This window comes from Frankia sp. BMG5.60, from assembly GCF_059428125.1.
The window spans coordinates 889207-908330 of record NZ_CM182091.1 but is presented as its reverse complement, the minus strand read 5'-3'; the positions used below and the strand labels follow the sequence as shown (position 1 = coordinate 908330).

Annotated in this window: 9 protein-coding genes; 8 read left to right on the top strand and 1 reads right to left on the bottom strand. The window is 75.4% G+C overall.

Annotation, left to right across the window (positions count from 1 at the left end):
* Window positions 1-135 precede the first annotated feature (135 nt).
* From AC5R91_RS03805 to AC5R91_RS03775, 7 genes are all read left to right on the top strand, one after another.
* Window positions 136-1986 (top strand): MFS transporter, encoded by a 1851-nt coding sequence (locus AC5R91_RS03805; protein ID WP_495395709.1) that lies wholly within the window; start codon window positions 136-138, stop codon window positions 1984-1986.
* Window positions 1987-2214: 228 nt separating this feature from the next.
* Complete coding sequence (locus AC5R91_RS03800) at window positions 2215-3636, top strand: carboxyl transferase domain-containing protein (protein ID WP_495395708.1); 1422 nt, start codon at window positions 2215-2217, stop codon at window positions 3634-3636.
* A 365-nt stretch (window positions 3637-4001) separates the two neighbouring features.
* Window positions 4002-5141, top strand: coding sequence for an acyl-CoA dehydrogenase family protein (locus AC5R91_RS03795; protein WP_495395707.1), 1140 nt, complete (start codon window positions 4002-4004; stop codon window positions 5139-5141).
* Complete coding sequence (locus tag AC5R91_RS03790; protein WP_495395706.1) at window positions 5138-6832, top strand: amino acid adenylation domain-containing protein; 1695 nt, start codon at window positions 5138-5140, stop codon at window positions 6830-6832. Before AC5R91_RS03795 ends, AC5R91_RS03790 begins: the two co-directional genes overlap by 4 nt.
* Before the next feature lie 34 nt (window positions 6833-6866).
* The gene (locus AC5R91_RS03785) at window positions 6867-7589 is read left to right on the top strand and encodes a flavin reductase family protein (protein ID WP_495395705.1); all 723 of its coding nucleotides are present in this window, start codon (window positions 6867-6869) and stop codon (window positions 7587-7589) included.
* A 103-nt stretch (window positions 7590-7692) separates the two neighbouring features.
* Entirely contained in the window at window positions 7693-7956 is a 264-nt protein-coding gene (locus tag AC5R91_RS03780) for an acyl carrier protein (RefSeq protein WP_495395704.1), read from the top strand.
* A 64-nt stretch (window positions 7957-8020) separates the two neighbouring features.
* Window positions 8021-9370: an NAD(P)/FAD-dependent oxidoreductase gene (locus AC5R91_RS03775; protein WP_495395703.1), complete on the top strand. Its 1350-nt coding sequence runs from the start codon at window positions 8021-8023 to the stop codon at window positions 9368-9370.
* Here AC5R91_RS03775 and AC5R91_RS03770 read toward each other — a convergent pair.
* A complete protein-coding gene (locus AC5R91_RS03770; protein WP_495395702.1) occupies window positions 9325-10128 on the bottom strand; it encodes a thioesterase II family protein in 804 nt (267 codons plus the stop codon). The genes AC5R91_RS03775 and AC5R91_RS03770 overlap by 46 nt on opposite strands.
* A gap of 350 nt (window positions 10129-10478) precedes the next feature.
* On the opposite strand from AC5R91_RS03770, the gene AC5R91_RS03765 reads away from it, so the two are divergent.
* Window positions 10479-19103: a type I polyketide synthase gene (locus tag AC5R91_RS03765; protein WP_495395701.1), complete on the top strand. Its 8625-nt coding sequence runs from the start codon at window positions 10479-10481 to the stop codon at window positions 19101-19103.
* The last annotated feature ends 21 nt before the right edge of the window (window positions 19104-19124 follow it).

Sequence of the window (19124 nt, the reverse complement as noted above, 5' to 3'; positions counted from 1 at the left end):
CCGGCCTGGGTTCGGAGGTTGCGGCGGGTGTCGGGAGCGGCGCCTGACCACCGGGTAACTCATCCGGTGTAGATTTCTGCGGGCCGGGACGGCGCCGTCGCCCCGGTGGATCCCGTTCACAAGCCGGGAGGCGACATGAACCAGCACACGCCGAGGACCTCGGGGGTGGAGGCCCTCGGGGACGGACGGCGCGACGCCGGCGCGCGGCACGCCGGGACGCCCCGCCCCCGCGACGACAGCGACCCGCGGGAGGGCGGCGCCCCGGGGGCGACGGGCGAGGGCCGGGGTGGTTCGCCGGAGGGCGGGGCGTCGCGCAACCGGTGGCTGGTGCTGGGCATTGTGCTGTCGGCGGTGTTCATGCAGCTGCTCGACACGACCATCACGACCGTGGCGGTGCCCTCGATCCAGAGCGACCTCGACGCCAGCTTCGGCGCGGTCCAGCTCGTCCTGGCCGGCTACACCCTGGCCTTCGCCTGCACGCTGATCACGGCGGGCCGCCTCGGTGACATCCACGGCCGCAAGAAGCTGTTCCTGGTCGGCATGGTCGGGTTCACCCTCGCCTCCGCCGCCTGCGGCGCGGCACCCACCGCGAACACCCTCGTCGCCGCCCGCGTGGTGCAGGGCGTGTGCTCCGGGCTGATGTTTCCGCAGGTCCTGTCGATCCTCCAGGTGACCTTTCCCGAGCGGGAGCGGCCGAAGGCCTTCGCGATGTACGGCGCGACGATCGGCCTGGCGACCATCCTCGGCCCGGTGCTCGGCGGCGGGCTCATCCAGCTCGACATCGCCGGCAGCGACTGGCGGTCGATCTTCTATATCAACGTGCCGATCGGGATCGTCGCCCTGGCGCTGGCCGCGCGCCAGGTGGGGGAGTCGCGCGCCCCGGACGCCCATCGCCTCGACCTGCTCGGCGCCACCATCGTCACGGCGGGCCTGTTCCTGCTGGTGCTGCCGCTCGTGGTCGGCCGCGACCAGGGCTGGCCGGTGTGGTCGTTCGTCATGCTCGCCGCGAGCGTGCCCGTTCTGGTCGTCTTCGTGGTCTACGAGCTGGCCCGCACCCGGGCGGACGCCGCCTCCGCGCTGATGCCCACACACCTGTTCCGCCAGCGGTCGTTCAGCGTGGGCCTCGCGCTGACGCTGATCTTCTTCGCCGGGGTGCCGTCGTTCTTCTTCGTGTTCATGCTCAGCCTCCAGGCGGGCTTCGGCTACTCGGCGGTCGCCGCCGGCACGGTCACGCTCGGCTTCGCGGTGGCGGTCGGGATTGCCTCGGGCCGCTCGACGGCGGTGTCGCGCCGGCTCGGGACGTACGTGCTCGCGCTCGGCTGCGCCCTGCTCGTCGTCGGCCAGCTCGGCGTCATCGGCACGCTGCACGCGCTCGGCACCGATCTGCACGGCTACTGGCTCATCCCCGCCCTCGTCGTCGCCGGGGCCGGGGCCGGGCTGTTCCTCGCGCCGGTCACGAACATCATCCTCGCCGGCATCCCCGGCCGGGAGGCGGGCTCGGCCTCCGGCGTGCTGGCGACGATGCAGCAGGTCGGGGCCTCGATCGGCATCGCGGTCATCGGCGTGATCTTCTTCGGACTGCTCGGGGTCAACGGCCACCGGTCCAGCGACGCAGTGGTCCCGCAGTTGCGCTCGGATCTCGCGGCCGCGCACGTGACCCCCGCGGTCGCCGGCCGGGTGGTCAGCGGGTTCCAGGTCTGCTTCGACGACCGGGCCCACGCGAAGGACCCGTCGGCGACCCCGGAAAGCTGCGCGGCGATCCAGCGCCGGGTCGCCCAGAGCCCCGTTCCGGCGCAGGTGAAGGCCGCCGTCGGCAGGGCGGTCAACGACGTGGCCGTGCCGCAGGCCCGCCGGCACAACTTCAGTCGCACGCTGCAGCAGTCGCTGTTCTGGCAGGTGGGAGTGTTCGTTCTGTCGTTCGCGCTGGTGATGGCCCTGCCGAAGGTCCGGATCGGGGAGTCGAGCGGCGTGCCGGGCGCCGCCTGAGCGCCCCGACCGCCCCGACCGCCCGCGGGCCCCGCCCGCCCGGTCGGAACCGATGCCGCCGGCGTCCCCTGGTCCGGGCGCGGGCGGCATCGTGCTGCGCCGTGCCGGCCCGCCACGGGAGACCGCGGATGTCATCCGAATAATTCACCCCTTGACGACATCTGGAGGGCTCGCCCAGAATTCACTTGGCAATGAATTATGGCGTGACTTCGTGGAGGGGACGAGTCGATGACACAGACCGCGCTGGCCGGGCCTTCGCCCGGCGGCCCGCCGGCCCCCGCCGCCGTGGGAGCCGGCGGGCTCCTGCTCGATCTGCTCGACCCGGGAACGGCACAGATCACCGGCGGCGACGGCACAGGGGTCGCCGTCGCCCAGGGCCTGGCCGACGGCTGCCCCGTCGAGGCCTACGCCACCGACCGGCTCACCCGCGGCGGATCGCTCACCGCGGAGGGCTGCCGGCGCCTCGCCGCCACCATCGACCGGGCTCGTGACCGGGGGGTACCCGTCATCGGCCTGTGGCACTCCGGCGGGGCGGCCCTGCAGGAGGGGGTGTCCTCCCTCGACGGGGTGAGCCGGGTGTTCCGCGCCATGGTCACGGCGTCCGGCCGCGTTCCGCAGATCTCCGTCGTCGTCGGTCCCGCCGCCGGCGGCGCCGCCTACGGTCCGGCGCTGACCGACGTCGTCATCATGACCGGCGCCGCCCGCGTGTTCGTCACCGGTCCGGACGTCATCCGGCGGGTGACCGGCGAGGACGTCACCGCCGAGCAGCTCGGCGGCCCCCGCCTGCACGCCCGCGACAGCGGCGTCGCCCACCTTGTCGCCCCCGACACCGAGCAGGCCGCCGCCCTCGCCCGCCAACTCGCCGCGCTGCTCGGCGCGCCGGGACGGCTCGCCGAAGATCGGCTCGGCCCCCGCCGTGCTCTCGGCGCGCTGCTGCCCGCCTCGCCGCGTCGCGCCTACGACGTCCTGCCCCTGGTCGACGGCATCCTCGACGACCCCGGCGTGGTGCTGCACCCCGGCTGGGCGCCCAACGTGCAGACCGCCCTCGGGCGCCTCGCCGGGCGCACCCTCGGCGTCGTCGCGAACAACCCGCTGCGCCGCGGCGGCTGTCTCGACGCGGCGGCCGGTGACAAGGCCGCCCGGTTCGTGCGGATGTGCGACGCGTTCGGGGTGCCGCTCGTCGTGGTCGTCGACGTGCCCGGCTACCTGCCCGGGCTCGACCAGGAGCGCGACGGCGTCGTGCGTCGCGGGGCGAAGCTGCTGCACGCCTTCGCCGGCGCGAGCGTTCCGCGCGTCACGCTGATGACCCGCAAGACGTTCGGCGGCGCCTACATCGCCATGAACAGCCGCGGTCTCGGCGCCACCGCCGTCCTCGCCTGGCCCAGCGCCGAGATCGGCGTCATGAACGCCTCCTCGGCGGTGGAGATCCTGCACCGCCGCGAGCTCGCCGACAGCGCGGGGCCGCGGCGGGCGGAGCTGCTCGCGGAGCTCACCGGGCGGTACGCGGCACGGGCCGGCGGGCTCGCCCGCGCCGTCGAGATCGGGGTGATCGACGCCGTGATCGACCCGGCCGACACCCGCGAGGCCCTGGTCGACGCGCTGCGCGGGGCCGTCCACGCCCGTGGCTACCAGCGCAACATCCCCCTGTGACCGCCCACGGCCGCCCGCGCCGCCCGTAGCCGGACCCGCCCGGAGGCCCCGCCGCCCGGCCGACCCGCCCGCCGGCCCCGCCTCCACCCCGGATCTCTCGGCATGTCCCGGCTCCCGACCCGGCTGCCGCACTGCGACACCCGGGCCCGCGAGCATCCCGGCACCGTCCGTGGCACCGCCATGCCCGGGATCACCGGGCCCCGAGCAGCGCAGCCTTCGAGCAGCGCCGCCTTCGAGCAGGGCCGTGTCCGGGAGACAGGGCCGTGTCCTGGAGCAGCGGCTGTCAGCGAGCAGCGGCGGTGCCCGAACGGCGGGCCGGCCTGGGCCACCGGTCCTGATCCCACGACACCGAAGGAGAGGGGTTCATGCATCCCGACTGGGAACGGTCCCGTCAGCGCAGCTACGACGTCACCCTCGCCGCCGTGCGGTCGATGTTCGGCGGTGCCGGCGACGCCCGCCCGGCGGGCCCGTTCACCCCGCAGGAGTGGCGCCGCTGCGGCGAACTGGGCCTGCTCGGCCTGTGTGCGCCGGCCGAGTACGGCGGCGGCGGGCTCGGCGCGCTGGAGACCGCCTACCGGGTGGAGGCGTTCGGTCGGGGCTGCCCGGACATGGGGCTGGTGTTCGCCGCCTGCGCACACCTGTTCGCCTGCGTGATGCCGATCGCGTCGTTCGGCTCGGTGCAGACGCGCGCGGCGCTGCTGCCGGCGCTGTGCTCCGGGCGTCTCGTCGCGGCCAACGCGATGACCGAGGAGCAGGCCGGCTCGGACTCGTCGGCGATGGGGGTCAAGGCCCGCCGTGACGGTGACGGCTACGTGCTCAGCGGCGAGAAGTCCTGGGCCAGCAACGCGCCCGCCGCCGACGTCCTCGTCACCTACGCGGTGACGGACCCCTCGGCCGGCTTTCTCGGCGTCACGGCGTTCGCCGTCGACGCGCACGCCGAGGGGATCACCGTGGAGGGTCCGTTCGCCAAGATGGGACTGGAGAGCTGCCCGGCCGGTGCGGTCCGGTTCGACGAGTGCCGGGTGCCGGCCTCCGCCGTGCTCGGCGGCGAGGGGCGGGGTGCCGCCGTCTTCCAGCACTCGATGGGCTGGGAGCGGGCCTGTCTGTTCGCCTCCTACGTGGGCCTGATGGACCGGCTGGTCGAGGAGACCGTGCGCCATGCCCGCACGCGGCGGCAGTTCGGCCGCCGCATCGGCGAGTTCCAGGCGGTCTCGCACCGGATCGTCGACATGAAGCTGCGACTGGAGTCCGCCCGGCTGCTGCTCTACCGGGCCTGTGCGCGGATGGACGGGGGCGAGGACGCCGGCGTCGAGATCGCCCTGTCGAAGCTGGCGATCTCGGAGGCGGTGGTGCGCACCGCCGTGGACGCCGTGCAGATCCGCGGGGCGGCCGGCTACCTGCACGGGGCAGCGGAGGCGGCGGTGCGCGACGCCGTCCCCTCGACGCTGTTCTCCGGCACGTCGGAGATCCAACGGGAAATGATCGCGAAGGGACTGGGACTGTGACGTTCGCGCCGGCCGGATCTCGGCCAGCCAGCACCGGCCATGCCATCCCCCCACGCCCGCCGACCCCCGCAGCCGGGCGTGCCGACGTCGACCTGCGGGAGTTCGTCGACCTGCGGGAACTTGTCGTCGACGCGGCCCGCCGCGATCCGGGCGCGCGTGCCGTCGTCGGACCGGACGCCGCCCTGACCTACGGCGAGCTCGACGCCGCCGCGGACTGCCTCGCGGGTGAGCTGCGGGCGGCGGGCGTGCGCCGCGGCGACCGGGTCGTGCTGTGGCTCGACAAGTCGGCTGCCGCGGTCGTCGCCATGCAGGCGGCGTTGCGCCTCGGCGCCGTCTACGTACCCGTCGACGGGGCGAATCCGCCACCGCGGGCCGCGCGCATCGTCGCCGACTGCGCGGCCGCGCTGGTCGTGACCTCTCCCGACCGGGCTGCGGGCCTGCGCGCCGGCCAGGCCGGACTCGGCCCGCCCGTCCACGTGCTCGACGCTGTGCCCGCTCCGCCCGACCCGCAGGACCGCCCCGACCCGCAGGACCGCCCCGACCCGCAGGACCGCCTCGACCCGCAGGACCGCCCCGACCCGCAGGACCGTCCCGGCCCGCAGGAGCCCGCCGACGGCGTCGAGGACCGCCGGGCCGGGCCCGACGAGCTGGCCTACATCCTGTACACCTCCGGGTCGACCGGGGAGCCGAAGGGCGTCTGCATCACCCACGCCAACGCCTGGGCGTTCATCCGCTGGGCGGCCGCGGAGCTCGGCGCCGGACCGGACGACCGGTTCGCCAACCACGCGCCGTTCAACTTCGACCTGTCCGTGCTCGACCTCTACGTCGCGTTCCTCGCCGGCGCGTCGGTGCACCTCATCCCGCCGGTGATGGCCTACGCACCGCGGCAGCTCACCGACTTCCTGCACGACCGGCGCATCACGGTCTGGTACTCGGTGCCGTCCGCGCTGGTGCTGATGATCCGGGAGGGCGGCCTGCTGCTGCGCCCTCGGCCGCCCGCGCTGCGGGTCGTGCTGTTCGCCGGCGAACCGTTCCCCGTCGGTCACCTCGCCGCCCTCCACCGCGCGTTCGACGGCCTGCGGCTGCTCAACCTGTACGGGCCGACGGAGACCAACGTCTGCACGTTCCACGAGGTCGGCGCCGCCGACGTCGAGCGCGGCCGCCCGGTGCCGATCGGCCGGGCCTGCTCGGGCGACGAGGTGTGGGCGCAGCGCCCCGACGGCCGGCCCGCCGTGCGCGGCGAGGAGGGCGAGCTCGTCGTGCAGGGACCGACCGTGATGGCCGGTTACTGGGGGCGCGAGGCGCAGCACGGCCCCTACCAGACCGGTGACCTGGTCCGGTTGCGCGAGGACGGCGCCTTCGAGTACCTCGGCCGCCGTGACCAGATGGTCAAGGTGCGCGGCCACCGGGTCGAGCTCGGGGAGATCGAGGCGGCGCTCGTCGGCCATCCCGCCGTCGGCGAGGCGGCCGTGGCCGTCGCCGGCGACGGGGAGGCGAGGCGGCTGGTCGCCTTCGTCGTCGCGGACGGCGACCCGCCCGGGCTGCTCGCGCTGAAGCGTCACTGCGCGGCCCTGCTGCCCCGATACATGATCATCGACGAGATGTGCGTGCTCGACGCGCTGCCTCGCACCCCGAACGGCAAGATCGACCGCCGTCGGCTGGTGTCCCCCATCCTCGACCGGACCCGTTGAGCCGGTCACGCCACCTCCGCCCAAGGAGCAGATCATGGCGCTGAGCAGGACCGACCTCACCGATCTGACCATGCGGATCCGCGCCGCCGGCGGCCGGGTCCGGGGTGGTCCGCCGCGGCGGCGGGTCTTTCCGCCCGCCGCCCTGCCGAACGCCGCCCAGGCGCGCGGCGGCCTGGCGGCTCCCGTCCCGATTCCGGCCGCGGCTCGGGTCGGTCCGTGCCGCCCGGGGGTGGATCGGGATACCTTCCGCCAGGTCATGGGCTCGCTGCCGACCGGTGTCACGATTGCCACGTCGATCGACGGGCGTGGTGAACCGCGCGGGCTGACCTGCTCGGCGGTGTGCAGCGTCTCGATCGATCCGCCGCTGCTGTTGCTGTGCGTCAACGCGGGCAGTCCGACACTGGCCGCCTTCCGCGAGCGGGGTGCCTTCGCCGTCAACGTGCTGCGCGAGGAGCGGGACTGGCTGTCCCAGCGCTTCGCCTCGCCGGTGGCGGACAAGTTCGACGGGGTCCGGTGGCGGCCGGGCGAGCAGGGCGGGCTGCCCCTGTTCCACGACGACGTCGTGGCCTTCGCCGAATGCGAGACGGTGGCCGACATCGAGGCCGGCGACCACGCCATCCTTGTCGGCGTCATGGTGCGCGGCGGCGCCCCGGCGGCCGCGGCGACGCCGCTGATCCACTGGCGGCGTCGGTATGCCACCTTCCCGGCCGAACCGGCCGTCGCCGCGGCGCCGCGGCAGCCGTCGGCGGTCCGCTGAACGGCCCCGGGAGGGGATCGTCCGGAAGATTCGCCAAAATGTCTTCCGTCCTGGAACTCAACAAGCGTAGAATTCTGGCAGAGAAGAGAGCGGAGGTAGGACCGTGGAGTCCGAAGAGATTCTCGACGAGATCAGCACCTATGTCCGGAAGGAATTCCTCTCCGGTGACGAGAAGTCCGAACTGACCCCCTCCACGCCGTTGCTCGAATGGGGGATCCTGAACTCGATGAACACCGCCCGGCTGCTCACCCATATTCGGGAGCGGTGGGGGGTCGACATTCCGCCGCAGCGGATCGTCGGCCGCAACTTCCGGGACCTCAACAGCGTCACCGCGATGGTGATCGAGGCCGCCGTTCCCGCGTCCTGACCGCCCCGGCCGCGCCCGGCGGCACGCGCCGCGGTGCATCCGTCGAGATTTGCGAGGAAACCCAGTGACCCAGGCTGACTTCGAAATCGGCATCATCGGCGGCGGTCCGGCCGGCTCGACCGTCGCCGCCTACCTGGCCAAGGCCGGGCTGTCCTGTGCGGTGTTCGAGAGCGAGACCTTCCCCCGCCAGCACGTGGGGGAGTCCCTGGTGCCGGCGACGACGCCGGTGCTGCTGGAGACCGGGGCGATGCCCAAGGTGGAGGCCGAGAACTTCCCGCGCAAGTACGGGGCGGCGTGGACCTCGGCCGAGGACCGCGACGTCGACCACAACGGCTTCACCGGCCTGACCCACGACTTCAACGCGGCCGAGGTGCTCTTCGGCGAGCGCGACCAGGACGGGGTGGACCGCGACTACACCTTCCACGTCGACCGGGCGAAGTTCGACCTGGTCCTGCTCCAACACGCCGAGAGCCTCGGCGCGAAGGTCCTCCAGGGCGTGCGGGTCGACCGGGTCGACTTCGCCGACCCGGACCTGCCGGTGATCCGCACCCGGATGGGCGCCAAGCAGGTCGACTTCACCGTCCGGATGGTCGTCGACGCCAGCGGTCGGCGGACGCTGCTCGGCAACCAGCTCCGGCTCAAGGAATCCGATCCGGTCTTCAACCAGTACGCCATCCACACCTGGTTCGATGGCTTCGACCGGCGAGCACTCGCCGTCGACAAGAAGCAGACGGACTACATCTTCATCCACTTTCTGCCGATCACCGACACCTGGGTCTGGCAGATCCCCATCACCGACACCGTCACCAGTATCGGAGTGGTGACCCAGAAGAGTCGTTTCGAGTCGTCGAAGGCGAAGCGGGAGGAGTTCTTCTGGGACTCGGTGGGCAGTCGGCCGGAGCTTCTCGACGCGTTGAAGAACTCGGCGCAGATCCGGCCGTTCAAGTCGGAGGGCGACTACAGCTACGCGCTGAAGGAGTTCTGCGGTGACGGATACGTGATGATCGGGGACGCGGCCCGCTTCGTCGACCCGATCTTCTCCAGCGGGGTGAGCGTCGCGCTCAACAGCGCCCGGTTGGCGAGCCGGGACATCATTGCCGCCGCGGCTGCGGGCGACTACCGCCGGAGCCGGTTCACGAATTTCGAACGTACGCTGCGCAAGGCGGTCAGCAACTGGTACGAGTTCATCTCCATCTACTACCGGCTCAACATCCTGTTCACCGCGTTCGTGCAGGACCCCCGTTACCGCATCGACGTGCTGAAGATGTTGCAGGGCGACGTGTACGACGATGCGGAGCCGCCGGCGCTCGCCGCGATGCGCGAGATCGTCACGGCAGTCGAGAACGACCCCGACCACCTGTGGCACCGCTACCTCGGCGGCCTGCGGGCCCCGGTGGCCTCGCCGGCCTCCTGACCGGACATCCGGGCCGGCCGGCCGGCCCCGCGCGGCGCCGGCGCGGGCGGGCGGGAGAGCAGGTCCAGGCGGCTCAGCCGCGCCGCCACGGCCCGGGCCACGGGCTCGTCGTCGAGGATGAAATGGCTGCCCGGCACCAGCGCGAGGTCGAACTCGCCGGTGGTCTCGGTCCGCCAGGCGAGCAGGCCCGCGGCCTCGACCAACGGGTCGTCGCGGCCGGCGAACACCGCGATCGGACACGCCAGCGGCCCGCCGTCCGGGCGGTGGTAGGTCTCGGCGATGCGCAGGTCGGCGCGTAGCGCCGGAAGGAAGATCTCCAGTAGCTCGGCGTTCGCGAGGACCTGCGGCGGCGTGCCGCCGAAGGTTCTCAGGGCGGCGACGAACTCGTCGTGGGCCAGCCCGTGCACCGGGTGGCGCGGCGGCGGCGTCGCCGGCGCCTGACGGCCGCCGACCAGCAGGATCTCGGGCACCGCGGTGCCCTCGCCGGTCGCGCGGCGGGTGAGCTCGAAGGCGAGCAGCGCGCCGAAGCTGTGCCCGAACAGGGCGTACGGCCCGCCCGGGCCGTCCCCAAGCTGGCGGCGCAGGTCGGCCACGGCGGCGTCGAGGTCGGCGCAGGGCGCCTCGCGCAGGCGGACGCCCCGCCCGGGCAGTTCGAGCGGGACGACCTCGACGCCGGGCGGCATTCTCGCCGGCCAGCGCCGGAACGCCCCGACCCCGCCACCCGCGGGCGGCAGGCAGAACAACTGCAGCGTCGCCATACTGCCACCCTTCGTCACCAGCCTGTGACCATCCACGTCATCGTAGGAGGACAGCGCCCGACGGGTCCGGGACCTGCCGCCGCGGGCCGGGCCGCGTCAGCCCCGACCGCAGCCGCCCGGGGTCACCGCGTCCCGTCGCCTGACCGATCCGTCGCCTGACCGATCCGTCGCCTGACCGATCCGTCGCCTGACCGATCCGTCGCCTGACCGATCCGTCGCCTGACCGATCCGTCGCCTGACCGTCCCGCCGCACCACCGTCCCGCCGCACCACCGTCCGGCCCGTCCTGCATCGCGCGCTGCGTCCCAGGGCCGCGACCCGCCCGGCACCCGATCGTGACGAGGAGATTTCATGCCTACAGAAGGGGCTAACGCCGTCGAGATCGCCGTCGTCGGCGCCGGTTGCCGGTTCCCCGGCGGGGTCGTGGACCTCGGCTCGCTGTGGTCGGTGCTGCTGGCCGGAACCGACGTGGTGACCGAGGTGCCCGCCGACCGCTGGGATGACAGCTTCCACGACCCGGACCCGTCGACGCCCGGCACCATGTACACCCGCAGCGGCGGCTTCCTGCCCGACGTCGACCGGTTCGACGCGGAGTTCTTCGGCATCTCCCCCCGGGAGGCGCGGGAGATGGACCCGCAGCAGCGGCTGCTGCTGGAGGTCGCCTGGGAGGCGATGGAGGACACGGGAGTCCCGCGCGGGCGCTGGGTGGGCTCCCGGACCGGGGTCTTCGCCGGCGTGCTGAGCATGGACTACGCCCTCCTGCACAGCAAGACGCGGGGCACCGCGGCGATCGACCCCTACTACGCCTCCGGCAAGGAGTTCAGCTTCGGCGCCGGCCGCGTCGCCTACACCTTCGGCCTGCGCGGACCGGCGATGACGGTCAACACCGCCTGCTCGTCGTCGCTGGTCGCCGTGCACCTGGCCAGCCAGAGCCTGCGCGCGGGCGAGTGCGACGTCGCGCTGGCCGGCGGGGTGAACACCATCGTCGCGCCCGAGCTGAGCGTGTTCATGAGCAAGGTGGCCGCGGTGTCGCCGACCGGGCGCTGCCGGCCCTTCGCCGCCGATGCCGACGGGGTGGTCCGCGGCGAGGGCTGCGCCGTGGTCGTCCTCAAGCGGCTCGCCGACGCCCGCGCCGCCGGCGACCGGGTCCTCGCCGTGGTCCGGGCCAGCGCGGTGAACCACGACGGCCACAGCGCCGGGCTGACCGTCCCCAGCGGGCCCGCCCAGGAGGACCTGCTGGGCGAGGCGCTGCGCGCGGCGGGAGCCGACCCGGACGAGGTCGACTTCGTCGAGGCGCACGGCACCGGCACCCCGCTCGGCGACCCGATCGAGCTGGCGAGCCTCGCGGCGGCGATCGGCAGGCATCGCCGCGACGGACGACCGCTGCTGATCGGCTCGCACAAGGCGAACTTCGGCCACATGGACTCCGCGGCGGGCATCGCCGGCCTGCTCAAGGCGATCTGCGTGGTCCGCCATCGGGTCGTGCCGCCGCAGATCCACCTGTCCCGCCCCACCGGGCGCATCGACTGGGCCGCCGGCGGCCTGCACGCGCCGACGGAGCCGACCGCGCTGCCCGAGACCGGCCGGCCCGCCCTCGCCGGCGTGAGCGCCTTCGGCCTGAGCGGCACGAACGCGCACGTGCTGGTCGCGGCGCCGGTCGAGACCGACGCGCCCGGTCCGGCCGCGCCGGCGCGGCCGGACACGCCGGGCACCCGCCGCCCGCTGCTCGTCTCGGCGACAACCCAGGCCGGCCTGCGCGTCCGCGCCGGCGCCTTCGCCGCACTGCTCGACGCGGGCGGTGGGCTCGACGGGGGCGGTGGGCTCGACGACGTGACGTGGACGGCGGCCGTCCGCCGCACCCATCATCCGCACCGACTCGCCGTCGCGGTGGACGATCGGGCCGCCGCGGCGACGGCGCTGCGCGGCTATGCGGCCGGGGACCAGGCGGGCGGCGTCGAGGACGCGGTGGCGGCGCCCGCGGGCACGCCGGTCGTGTTCGTCTTCGCCGGGCAGGGTTCGCAGTGGGCTGGGATGGCCCTCGACCTCGCCGCGGCCGAACCGGTCGTCGCCGAGGCGCTGGCCGAGTGCGACGCCCACGTGCGCGCACATACCGGCTGGTCGCTGCGGGACCGTCTGCACGACCGCCGGGCCCTGACCGACACGGACACCGCACAGCCGGCGGTCTTCGCCGTGCAGGTCGCGTTGGCGCGGCTGTGGCGCTCCCGGGGCGTGCACCCGGACGTGGTCGTCGGACACAGCATGGGGGAGATCGCCGCCGCCCACGTCGCCGGGGCGCTGACGCTCGAGCAGGCGGCCGAGATCGTCGCCCGCCGCGGCCGGATCATGCAGGCCGCCACCGGCAGCGGCCGGATGCTGGCGGTGGAGCTGGCCGCCGACGACCTCGCCGACACCCTCGGCCGCCACCCCGACCTCGACGTCGCGACCCTGAACGGGCCGCGGTCGACCGTCCTCGCCGGTCCCGCCGGCGCGATCCGCGACGCCGCCCGCGAGCTGTCCGCCGCCGGCGTGGCCTGCACCCCGTTGCCGGTCGACTACGCCTTTCACAGCCGCGCCGTTCACGCCTACGGCGACGCCCTCGAACGGGAGCTCGCCGGCCTACGCCCCGACAAGCCCGCGGTGCGGCTGCTGTCCACCGTCGACCCGCCCGGCGAGGGTCCCGCACCCGTTCTCGACGCCGCCTACTGGGCGCGCAACGTCCGCGAGCCGGTCCGGTTCTGGCCGGCCGTCGACAGCCTGCTCGCCGAGGGCGACGCCCGCCTGGTCGAGATCGGCCCGCATCCGGTGCTCGCCCGCCCGCTCGCCGCTGCCCTGCGTCACCGCGGCCGCGGCGGACCGGTCGTCGCGTCCCTGCGTCGCGGCGCGCCCGGCCCCGATGTCCTGACCGCGGCACTGACCGGCCTGCACCTGGCCGGCGTCGAGGTGGACTGGGCCGCGCACAGCCGTCCGGCGCGGGTGGTCACACTTCCGCGACACGCCTGGTCGGACGATCGGTACTGGCTCGCCGGGGTACCCCGCGGCCGGCAGGACTCCGCCGACCCGGCGGGGGGCGCCGGGCGCCCGCCGGACCTGCGCGCCGAGGTGCGTCTCCTCGACCCCGCCGGCAACGTGGTCGGCGAGATCGCGGGCGTCCTGACCGGCCCCCGCACCTCGGCCCCACCCGACCCGGCGGCCGACACGTCGACGGCGGATGTCCGGACGGCGGCTGTCCCGGTGGCCGACTTCCCGGTGGCCGAGGGCCCGGCGGCGGAGGCGTCGGCCTCCCCGGCGGCGCAGGTCACGCCGGCCGGGTCGGGCGCCGCCGGGCGGGTCGCCGCGGCCGTGCGCGCCGCGCTCGCCGAAACACTCGGCCACGAGCGGCCGGCCCGCATCCCGGCGGCGCGCGGTCTCGTCGAGCTCGGGATGGACTCGGTCAGCGCGGTCGAGCTGTCCCGCCGCCTAGAACGCGACTTCGCCGTCGAGCTTGGCCCGACCGTCGCCTTCGACCACCCCTCCCTCGACCGGCTCGCCGCGTACCTGACCACGCTCGTCGAGACGGGTCGGGCCCGCGTCCCCGGGGGTGCCGGGACCGACGTCACCGCCGACGCCACCGCGGTCGTCGCAGGGTCCGGGCCCGGGACGGTCCTCGCCACTGCGGCCGGCACCGAGGCCCCTTCGGTCGGGGCCCCTTCGGTCGGGGCCCCATCGGTCGGGGCCACGGCGGTCGGGGCCACGGCGGTCGGGTCGTCGGAAGCGGACGAGCCGATCGCGATCGTCGGGATGGCCGCGCGGGTGCCCGGCGCCGACTCCGTCGAGGAGTTCTGGGCCCTGCTGCGCGACGGTGTCGACGCCAGCGGCCCGGTCCCGGCCGACCGCTGGGACGCGGCGGCGATGCTTGCCGACGGCGCTCCCGAACCGGGTCGCTCGGTCACCGCCCGGGGCAGCTTTCTCCCATCGGTGGACGGTTTCGACGCCGGCTTCTTCCGGATCTCCCCCAAGGAGGCCCGGGGGATCGACCCGCAGCAGCGGCTGTTCCTGGAGGTCGCCTGGGAGGCGTTCGAGGATGCGGGGATCGACCCGCGGGCGCTCGACGGTTGCGCGGCCGGGGTGTTCGTCGGTCTCAACACCACCGACTACCAGCAGTTGCTCACCCGCCGTCCCGAGGACATCGACCTGTACTACGGCACCGGGACCTCGTTCAGCGCCGCCGCCGGCAGGCTGTCGTACTTCCTCGGTCTGCGCGGCCCGAGCATCGCCGTCGACACGGCCTGCTCGTCGTCACTGTCCGCGGTCCACCTGGCCTGTCAGAGCCTGCGCGCCGGTGAGGCCGAGATCGCCGTGGTGGGCGGCGCGAACGTGATGTCCACGCCGACCGTGCACCTGGCGATGTCGGCGGGCGGTGCGCTCTCGCCCGACGGCCGATGCAAGGCCTTCAGCGCCGACGCCGATGGCTACGGCCGCGGCGAGGGGGCCGCCGCGCTGATCCTCAAGCCGCTGTCGGCGGCCGTCGCGGCCGGCGATCGGGTGCACGCCGTCATTCGTGGCAGCGCCGTGAACTCCGACGGCGCGAGCGCCGGATTCACCGCCCCGTCCGGGCCCGCCCAGCGGGACGTCATCCGCCAGGCGTGCGCGCGCGCCGGGATCGGCGCCGGCGACGTCGACTACGTCGAGGCCCACGGCACCGGAACCCCGCTCGGCGACCCGATCGAACTCGGTGCGCTCGCCGACGCCCTCGGTGCCGACCGGCCCGCGGACCGGCCGCTGCTGGTCGGGTCGGTCAAGACCAACATCGGTCACCTGGAGGCCGCGGCCGGGGCCGTTGGCATCGTCAAGGTCGTCCTCGCGTTGCGCCACGACCTGCTTCCCCGCCACCTGCACGCCGACACCCCGACGCCTCGGTTCGCCTGGGCGGCGCGGCCACTGCGGCTGACCATCGACGCCACCGCCTGGCCGCGCGGCGGGCGCCCGCGTGCGGCCGGCGTGAGCGCCTTCGGGTTCACCGGCTCCAACGCCCACGTCGTCCTCGCCGATCCGCCGGCCTACGCCGCCCCCGCCGGACCGGTCGCCGGGCCGGTCGCCGGGCCGGGCGTCGCCCGCAGCCCGGCCGCCGCCGCGGGCGTGCACGTACTGCCGGTGTCCGGCGCCACCCCTGCGGCGTTGCGGGCCGCCGCGGCGCGGCTGCGCGACGTGGTGGCGCCGGCCGGCGACCTCGGCGACATCTGCGGCCTCGGCGACATCTGCCACACCGCCGCGGTCCGCCGGACCCATCATGAGTGGCGCGCCGCCGCCATCGGCCGCACGCCCGCGCAGCTCGCCGACGCGCTGTCCCACATCGCCGCCGCGGACGGCCCGGCCGGCGACGGGCCCGGCCGGGGGCTCGTGTTCGCCTTCACGCCGAGCGTCGCGGCCCGGGACTGGGCGCGCCTCGCCGCCGCCGAGCCGTCGTTCCGGGCGGCGCTGCAAGACTGCGACGCCGCGCTGCGCGACGGCGGATCGTCCCCCCTCGACCCGCTGCTTGCCGGGCCGGGCGACGGATCGGCGGCCGGCCCGGAGGCGGCATTCGCCGTGCAGGTCGCGATGGCCGCGGCGTTGCAGGCCGCCGGGCTGCGGCCCGACGCGGTCGTCGGCACCGGCCCGGGGGAGGCGGCGGCCGCGGTCGTCGCCGAAGCCGTCGACCTGGCGACCGGTGTCCGCCTGCTGCGCGGCGAACGTCCGACGGGCACGGCCCGGACCCCCCGCACACCCCAGTTCGGCGCGGACACGGGTCGCCCCGTGGACGCCCGGACCACGCTGGCCGAACTGGCCGACCGGATCGCCGGGCGCAGCGGTACACCCGGCCGCGCCGGCCGGGGGGAGCCTGCCGCCGGGCTGGGCGATCTCGACGTCGCCACGGTGCTCGTCCCCGGCGGTGGCGACGGCACGGCGCTGCTCGCGGAGCTCGCCGACCCGCGGCGACCGGCCGCCCCGGAGGTGATCGCGCTGCCGCCGGGCGACGACGACGACCTCGTCGCGGCGTTGCTGGCCGCGGCGTACACACGGGGCTGCGACGTCGACTGGTCACGTCGGCTGCCCGGCGGGCGGGTGGTCTCCCTGCCGGGCTACCCGTGGCAGCGCCGCCGCTTCTGGACCGACGCCCCGGCCGACGAGGCCGTCGGGACGACCCGGGCGGACGGCGATCGGGCGGCGCCCGGCTCCGCCCCCCCGCTGCTCGGGGAGCCGACCCACCTGCTCGACCGGCCGCGACTGCGCTACCAGACCGTCCATGCGACGACCGGCGACCCGGCGCCCATCGCGGATCTGATCGTCGCCGCGCTCGCCGCCGGGCGCGACGCCCTCGGCGGTCACGGGCGGGCCCGGGCGCGGGACGTCGTCGTGCTCGAACCGGGGACCCCGGCGGTCGACGCCGGCACGATGCAGGCCGTCGCGCAGGTCGAGGGGTCCGCGGCCGCGGTACGCATCGTGCACCGCGCCGACGGCCGCGCCCCGCGGACCGTGCTGTCGGCCCGGGTCGACACGGCGCCGGGCGCGCCCAGCCACCGGGACGTCGCCGCGTTGCAGGCCAGGTTCGACGCGGACGTGTCCGCCCGCCGCGACCGGCTGGCGCCCGGGGGCGGCGGCGGGCCGAGCCTGACCGTCACCCGCACGCGCGGCCGCGACGGCGAGCGGCTGTCCCTGATCCGCCTCGACGGGGCGCCGGCCCCGGTCGGGCACGGCGCGCCGCCCGGCCTGCCGTTGCCGCCGGTGCTGCTCGACCATGCGCTGTCGCTGCTCGCCGACGCGGTGGCCGCTCCGCCCGGCCCGCTCGCCGTGACCGGGGTGGCGGAGCTGCGCGTGCACACCCCGCCCCGCGGAGAGCTGCTGGTGTACGCCGTCGCGCGCACGGCGACCGGTGGCGAGGTGCACGTGCTCGAGCCGTCCGGAAACGCCGTGGCGACCCTGCGCGGGGTGAGCCTGCGCGACGCCCAGCCGATGCTGCTCGCCGAGGACGTCCGCGACCGGCTCGCCGCGCGCCTGTACCGGACCGACTGGGCCCCCGTCGACCCGCCCAAGCCCACGTCTGACGGGCCACGCGCCTGGCTGGTGGTCCCCGGGCCGGGCCGGCTCGGGGACGCGGTGGCGGACGGCCTGCGCGACGCGGGCCATCAGGTGATCGTTCCTCGCTTCGACGACCCCCCGGACACGGCGCGGTGGACGGCCGCGCTCGACGACATGCCGGCGTCGGCGGGCCCGGTCGGCGTGGTGCTCGTCGACGACGGCGCGGCCCAGCCCGGCGAGGCGAGCCCGGGCGACGCGGCGCGGCAGCGGTGGGCGTACGCCCTGCAGGCCGCCCGCGCGCTCACCGGGGCGACGCGGCCCACCCGCACCTGGATCGTCACCGCCGGCTCGCAGGACCCGGGCCGCAACCGGGCCCCCGACCCGGGCAGCGCCGCCACCTGGGGAATCGGGCAGGTGCTCGCGACCGAACAGCCCGAGCGCCGCGGCGGCCTCGTCGACGTCGACCTGGACGCCCCGGTCGCCGACGCGGCGGCGCGCGTACTGGAGGCGCTGCTCGGCGAGCGGCGTGACGATCAGCTCGCCGTCCGCGCCGGCCGCTGGTACGCGGCGCGGCTGATGCGGATCGGAACCCCGCCGCTCGTGCGGCCGACCCGCACGCTGTCGCCGCACCGCTGGTACGCGGTCACCGACGGACTGGCCGCCGCCGCCGACCCCTTCGTCGACTGGCTGGTGGCACACGGCGCCCGCCGACTGCTGCTGTCCGGCCCCGGCCGCGGCCGGGCGAGCGAGGTGGGCCACCGGCTGGCCCGCCTGCGCGCCGCGGACGTGGAGATCCGACTCGTCGACGGCGCGCCCGACGCCGTGGCGGACGCCGTCGCCGACCTCGCCGACGCCCGCCGCCTCGGCGGCGTCGTGCTCGCGTCCACCCCGTCCGCGACCCGCCCGCTCGCCGACACCACCGTCCGCCACCTGGTCGGGGACCTGCGCCGGGCCGTGCTCGCGACGAGGCTGGACGCCGTCACCCGCGACGCCGACCTGGACCTGTTCATCGCGGTCGGGTCGGCCGCCGGGGCCTGGGGGGCGCTGGGAACAGCGGTCACCGCGGCTGCCGACGCCCGCATCGCCGCCGTGATCGCCGGTCGGGCCGCCGCCGGCCTGCCCGGCCAGCTCGTCGCGCTGATGCCGCGGGAGAGCAGCGGCGAGATCGGGCGACGCGACCGAGCCCTCATGCGCGAGTGCGGGCTGACCCCGCTGACGGATGGCGACGTCGCCGAGGCGTTCGACCATCTTGCCTGCTCCGGCACGGCCACCGCCGCCGTCGCGGACATCGACGCCGACGCCTACGTCCAGGTCTGTCAGCGCCGCGCACCACGGTCGTTCCTGCACGGGATCGCCCGCCCACGGCCCACCGCCGACGGCGGCATGGGCAGCGGCGCCGCCGGTCCGGGGAACGGGGAGCTGCGCACCCGGCTCGCGGGCCTGCCCGCGGCGCAGGCCGCCGACCAGCTGCTGGAGTTCCTGCTGGCCAGCGTCGGCGAGGTGCTCGGCGCGGGCGACGGCGACGACCTCGGTCCGGACACCGGGTTCTTCGAGCTCGGCATGGACTCGGTGATGGCGGTCAGCCTGCGCACGCGCACCGAGCGGGCGCTGGGCTGTGAGCTGCCGGCGACGCTGACGTTCGAGTTCCCCACCACCCGGGCGTTGGCCGAGTACCTGGTGGCCGAACACCTGCTCGCCGGCGACCCGCCCGCCGCGCCCGGTCCGGTTCCGGCCGACCCGGGTGGGGACGCGCCAGGCATCGCCCCGTCGAGCGGCCCCGACGGGCCGCACGACCAGGACCCGCTCGCCTGGCCCGACGACGGCGGGCTCCAGCAGGTCGCGGATCTCGACGAGTTCGACACCCTGTCCGACGAGGAGCTCGCCCGCCGCCTGGACGCGGCGCTCGACAGCTCCGCCGACCTGCTGGCCGACGAGCCGCGCTGACCGGTCGACCCGCCCCCCACC

Bases quoted from the DNA above. Each gene is read 5' to 3' on its own strand.
- AC5R91_RS03805 (WP_495395709.1), top strand. From the start codon at position 136: ATGAACCAGCACACGCCGAGGACCTCGGGGGTGGAGGCCCTCGGGGAC.
- AC5R91_RS03800 (WP_495395708.1), top strand. From the start codon at position 2,215: ATGACACAGACCGCGCTGGCCGGGCCTTCGCCCGGCGGCCCGCCGGCC.
- AC5R91_RS03785 (WP_495395705.1), top strand. From the start codon at position 6,867: ATGGCGCTGAGCAGGACCGACCTCACCGATCTGACCATGCGGATCCGC.
- AC5R91_RS03795 (WP_495395707.1), top strand. From the start codon at position 4,002: ATGCATCCCGACTGGGAACGGTCCCGTCAGCGCAGCTACGACGTCACC.
- AC5R91_RS03770 (WP_495395702.1), bottom strand. From the start codon at position 10,128: ATGGCGACGCTGCAGTTGTTCTGCCTGCCGCCCGCGGGTGGCGGGGTC.
- AC5R91_RS03765 (WP_495395701.1), top strand. From the start codon at position 10,479: ATGCCTACAGAAGGGGCTAACGCCGTCGAGATCGCCGTCGTCGGCGCC.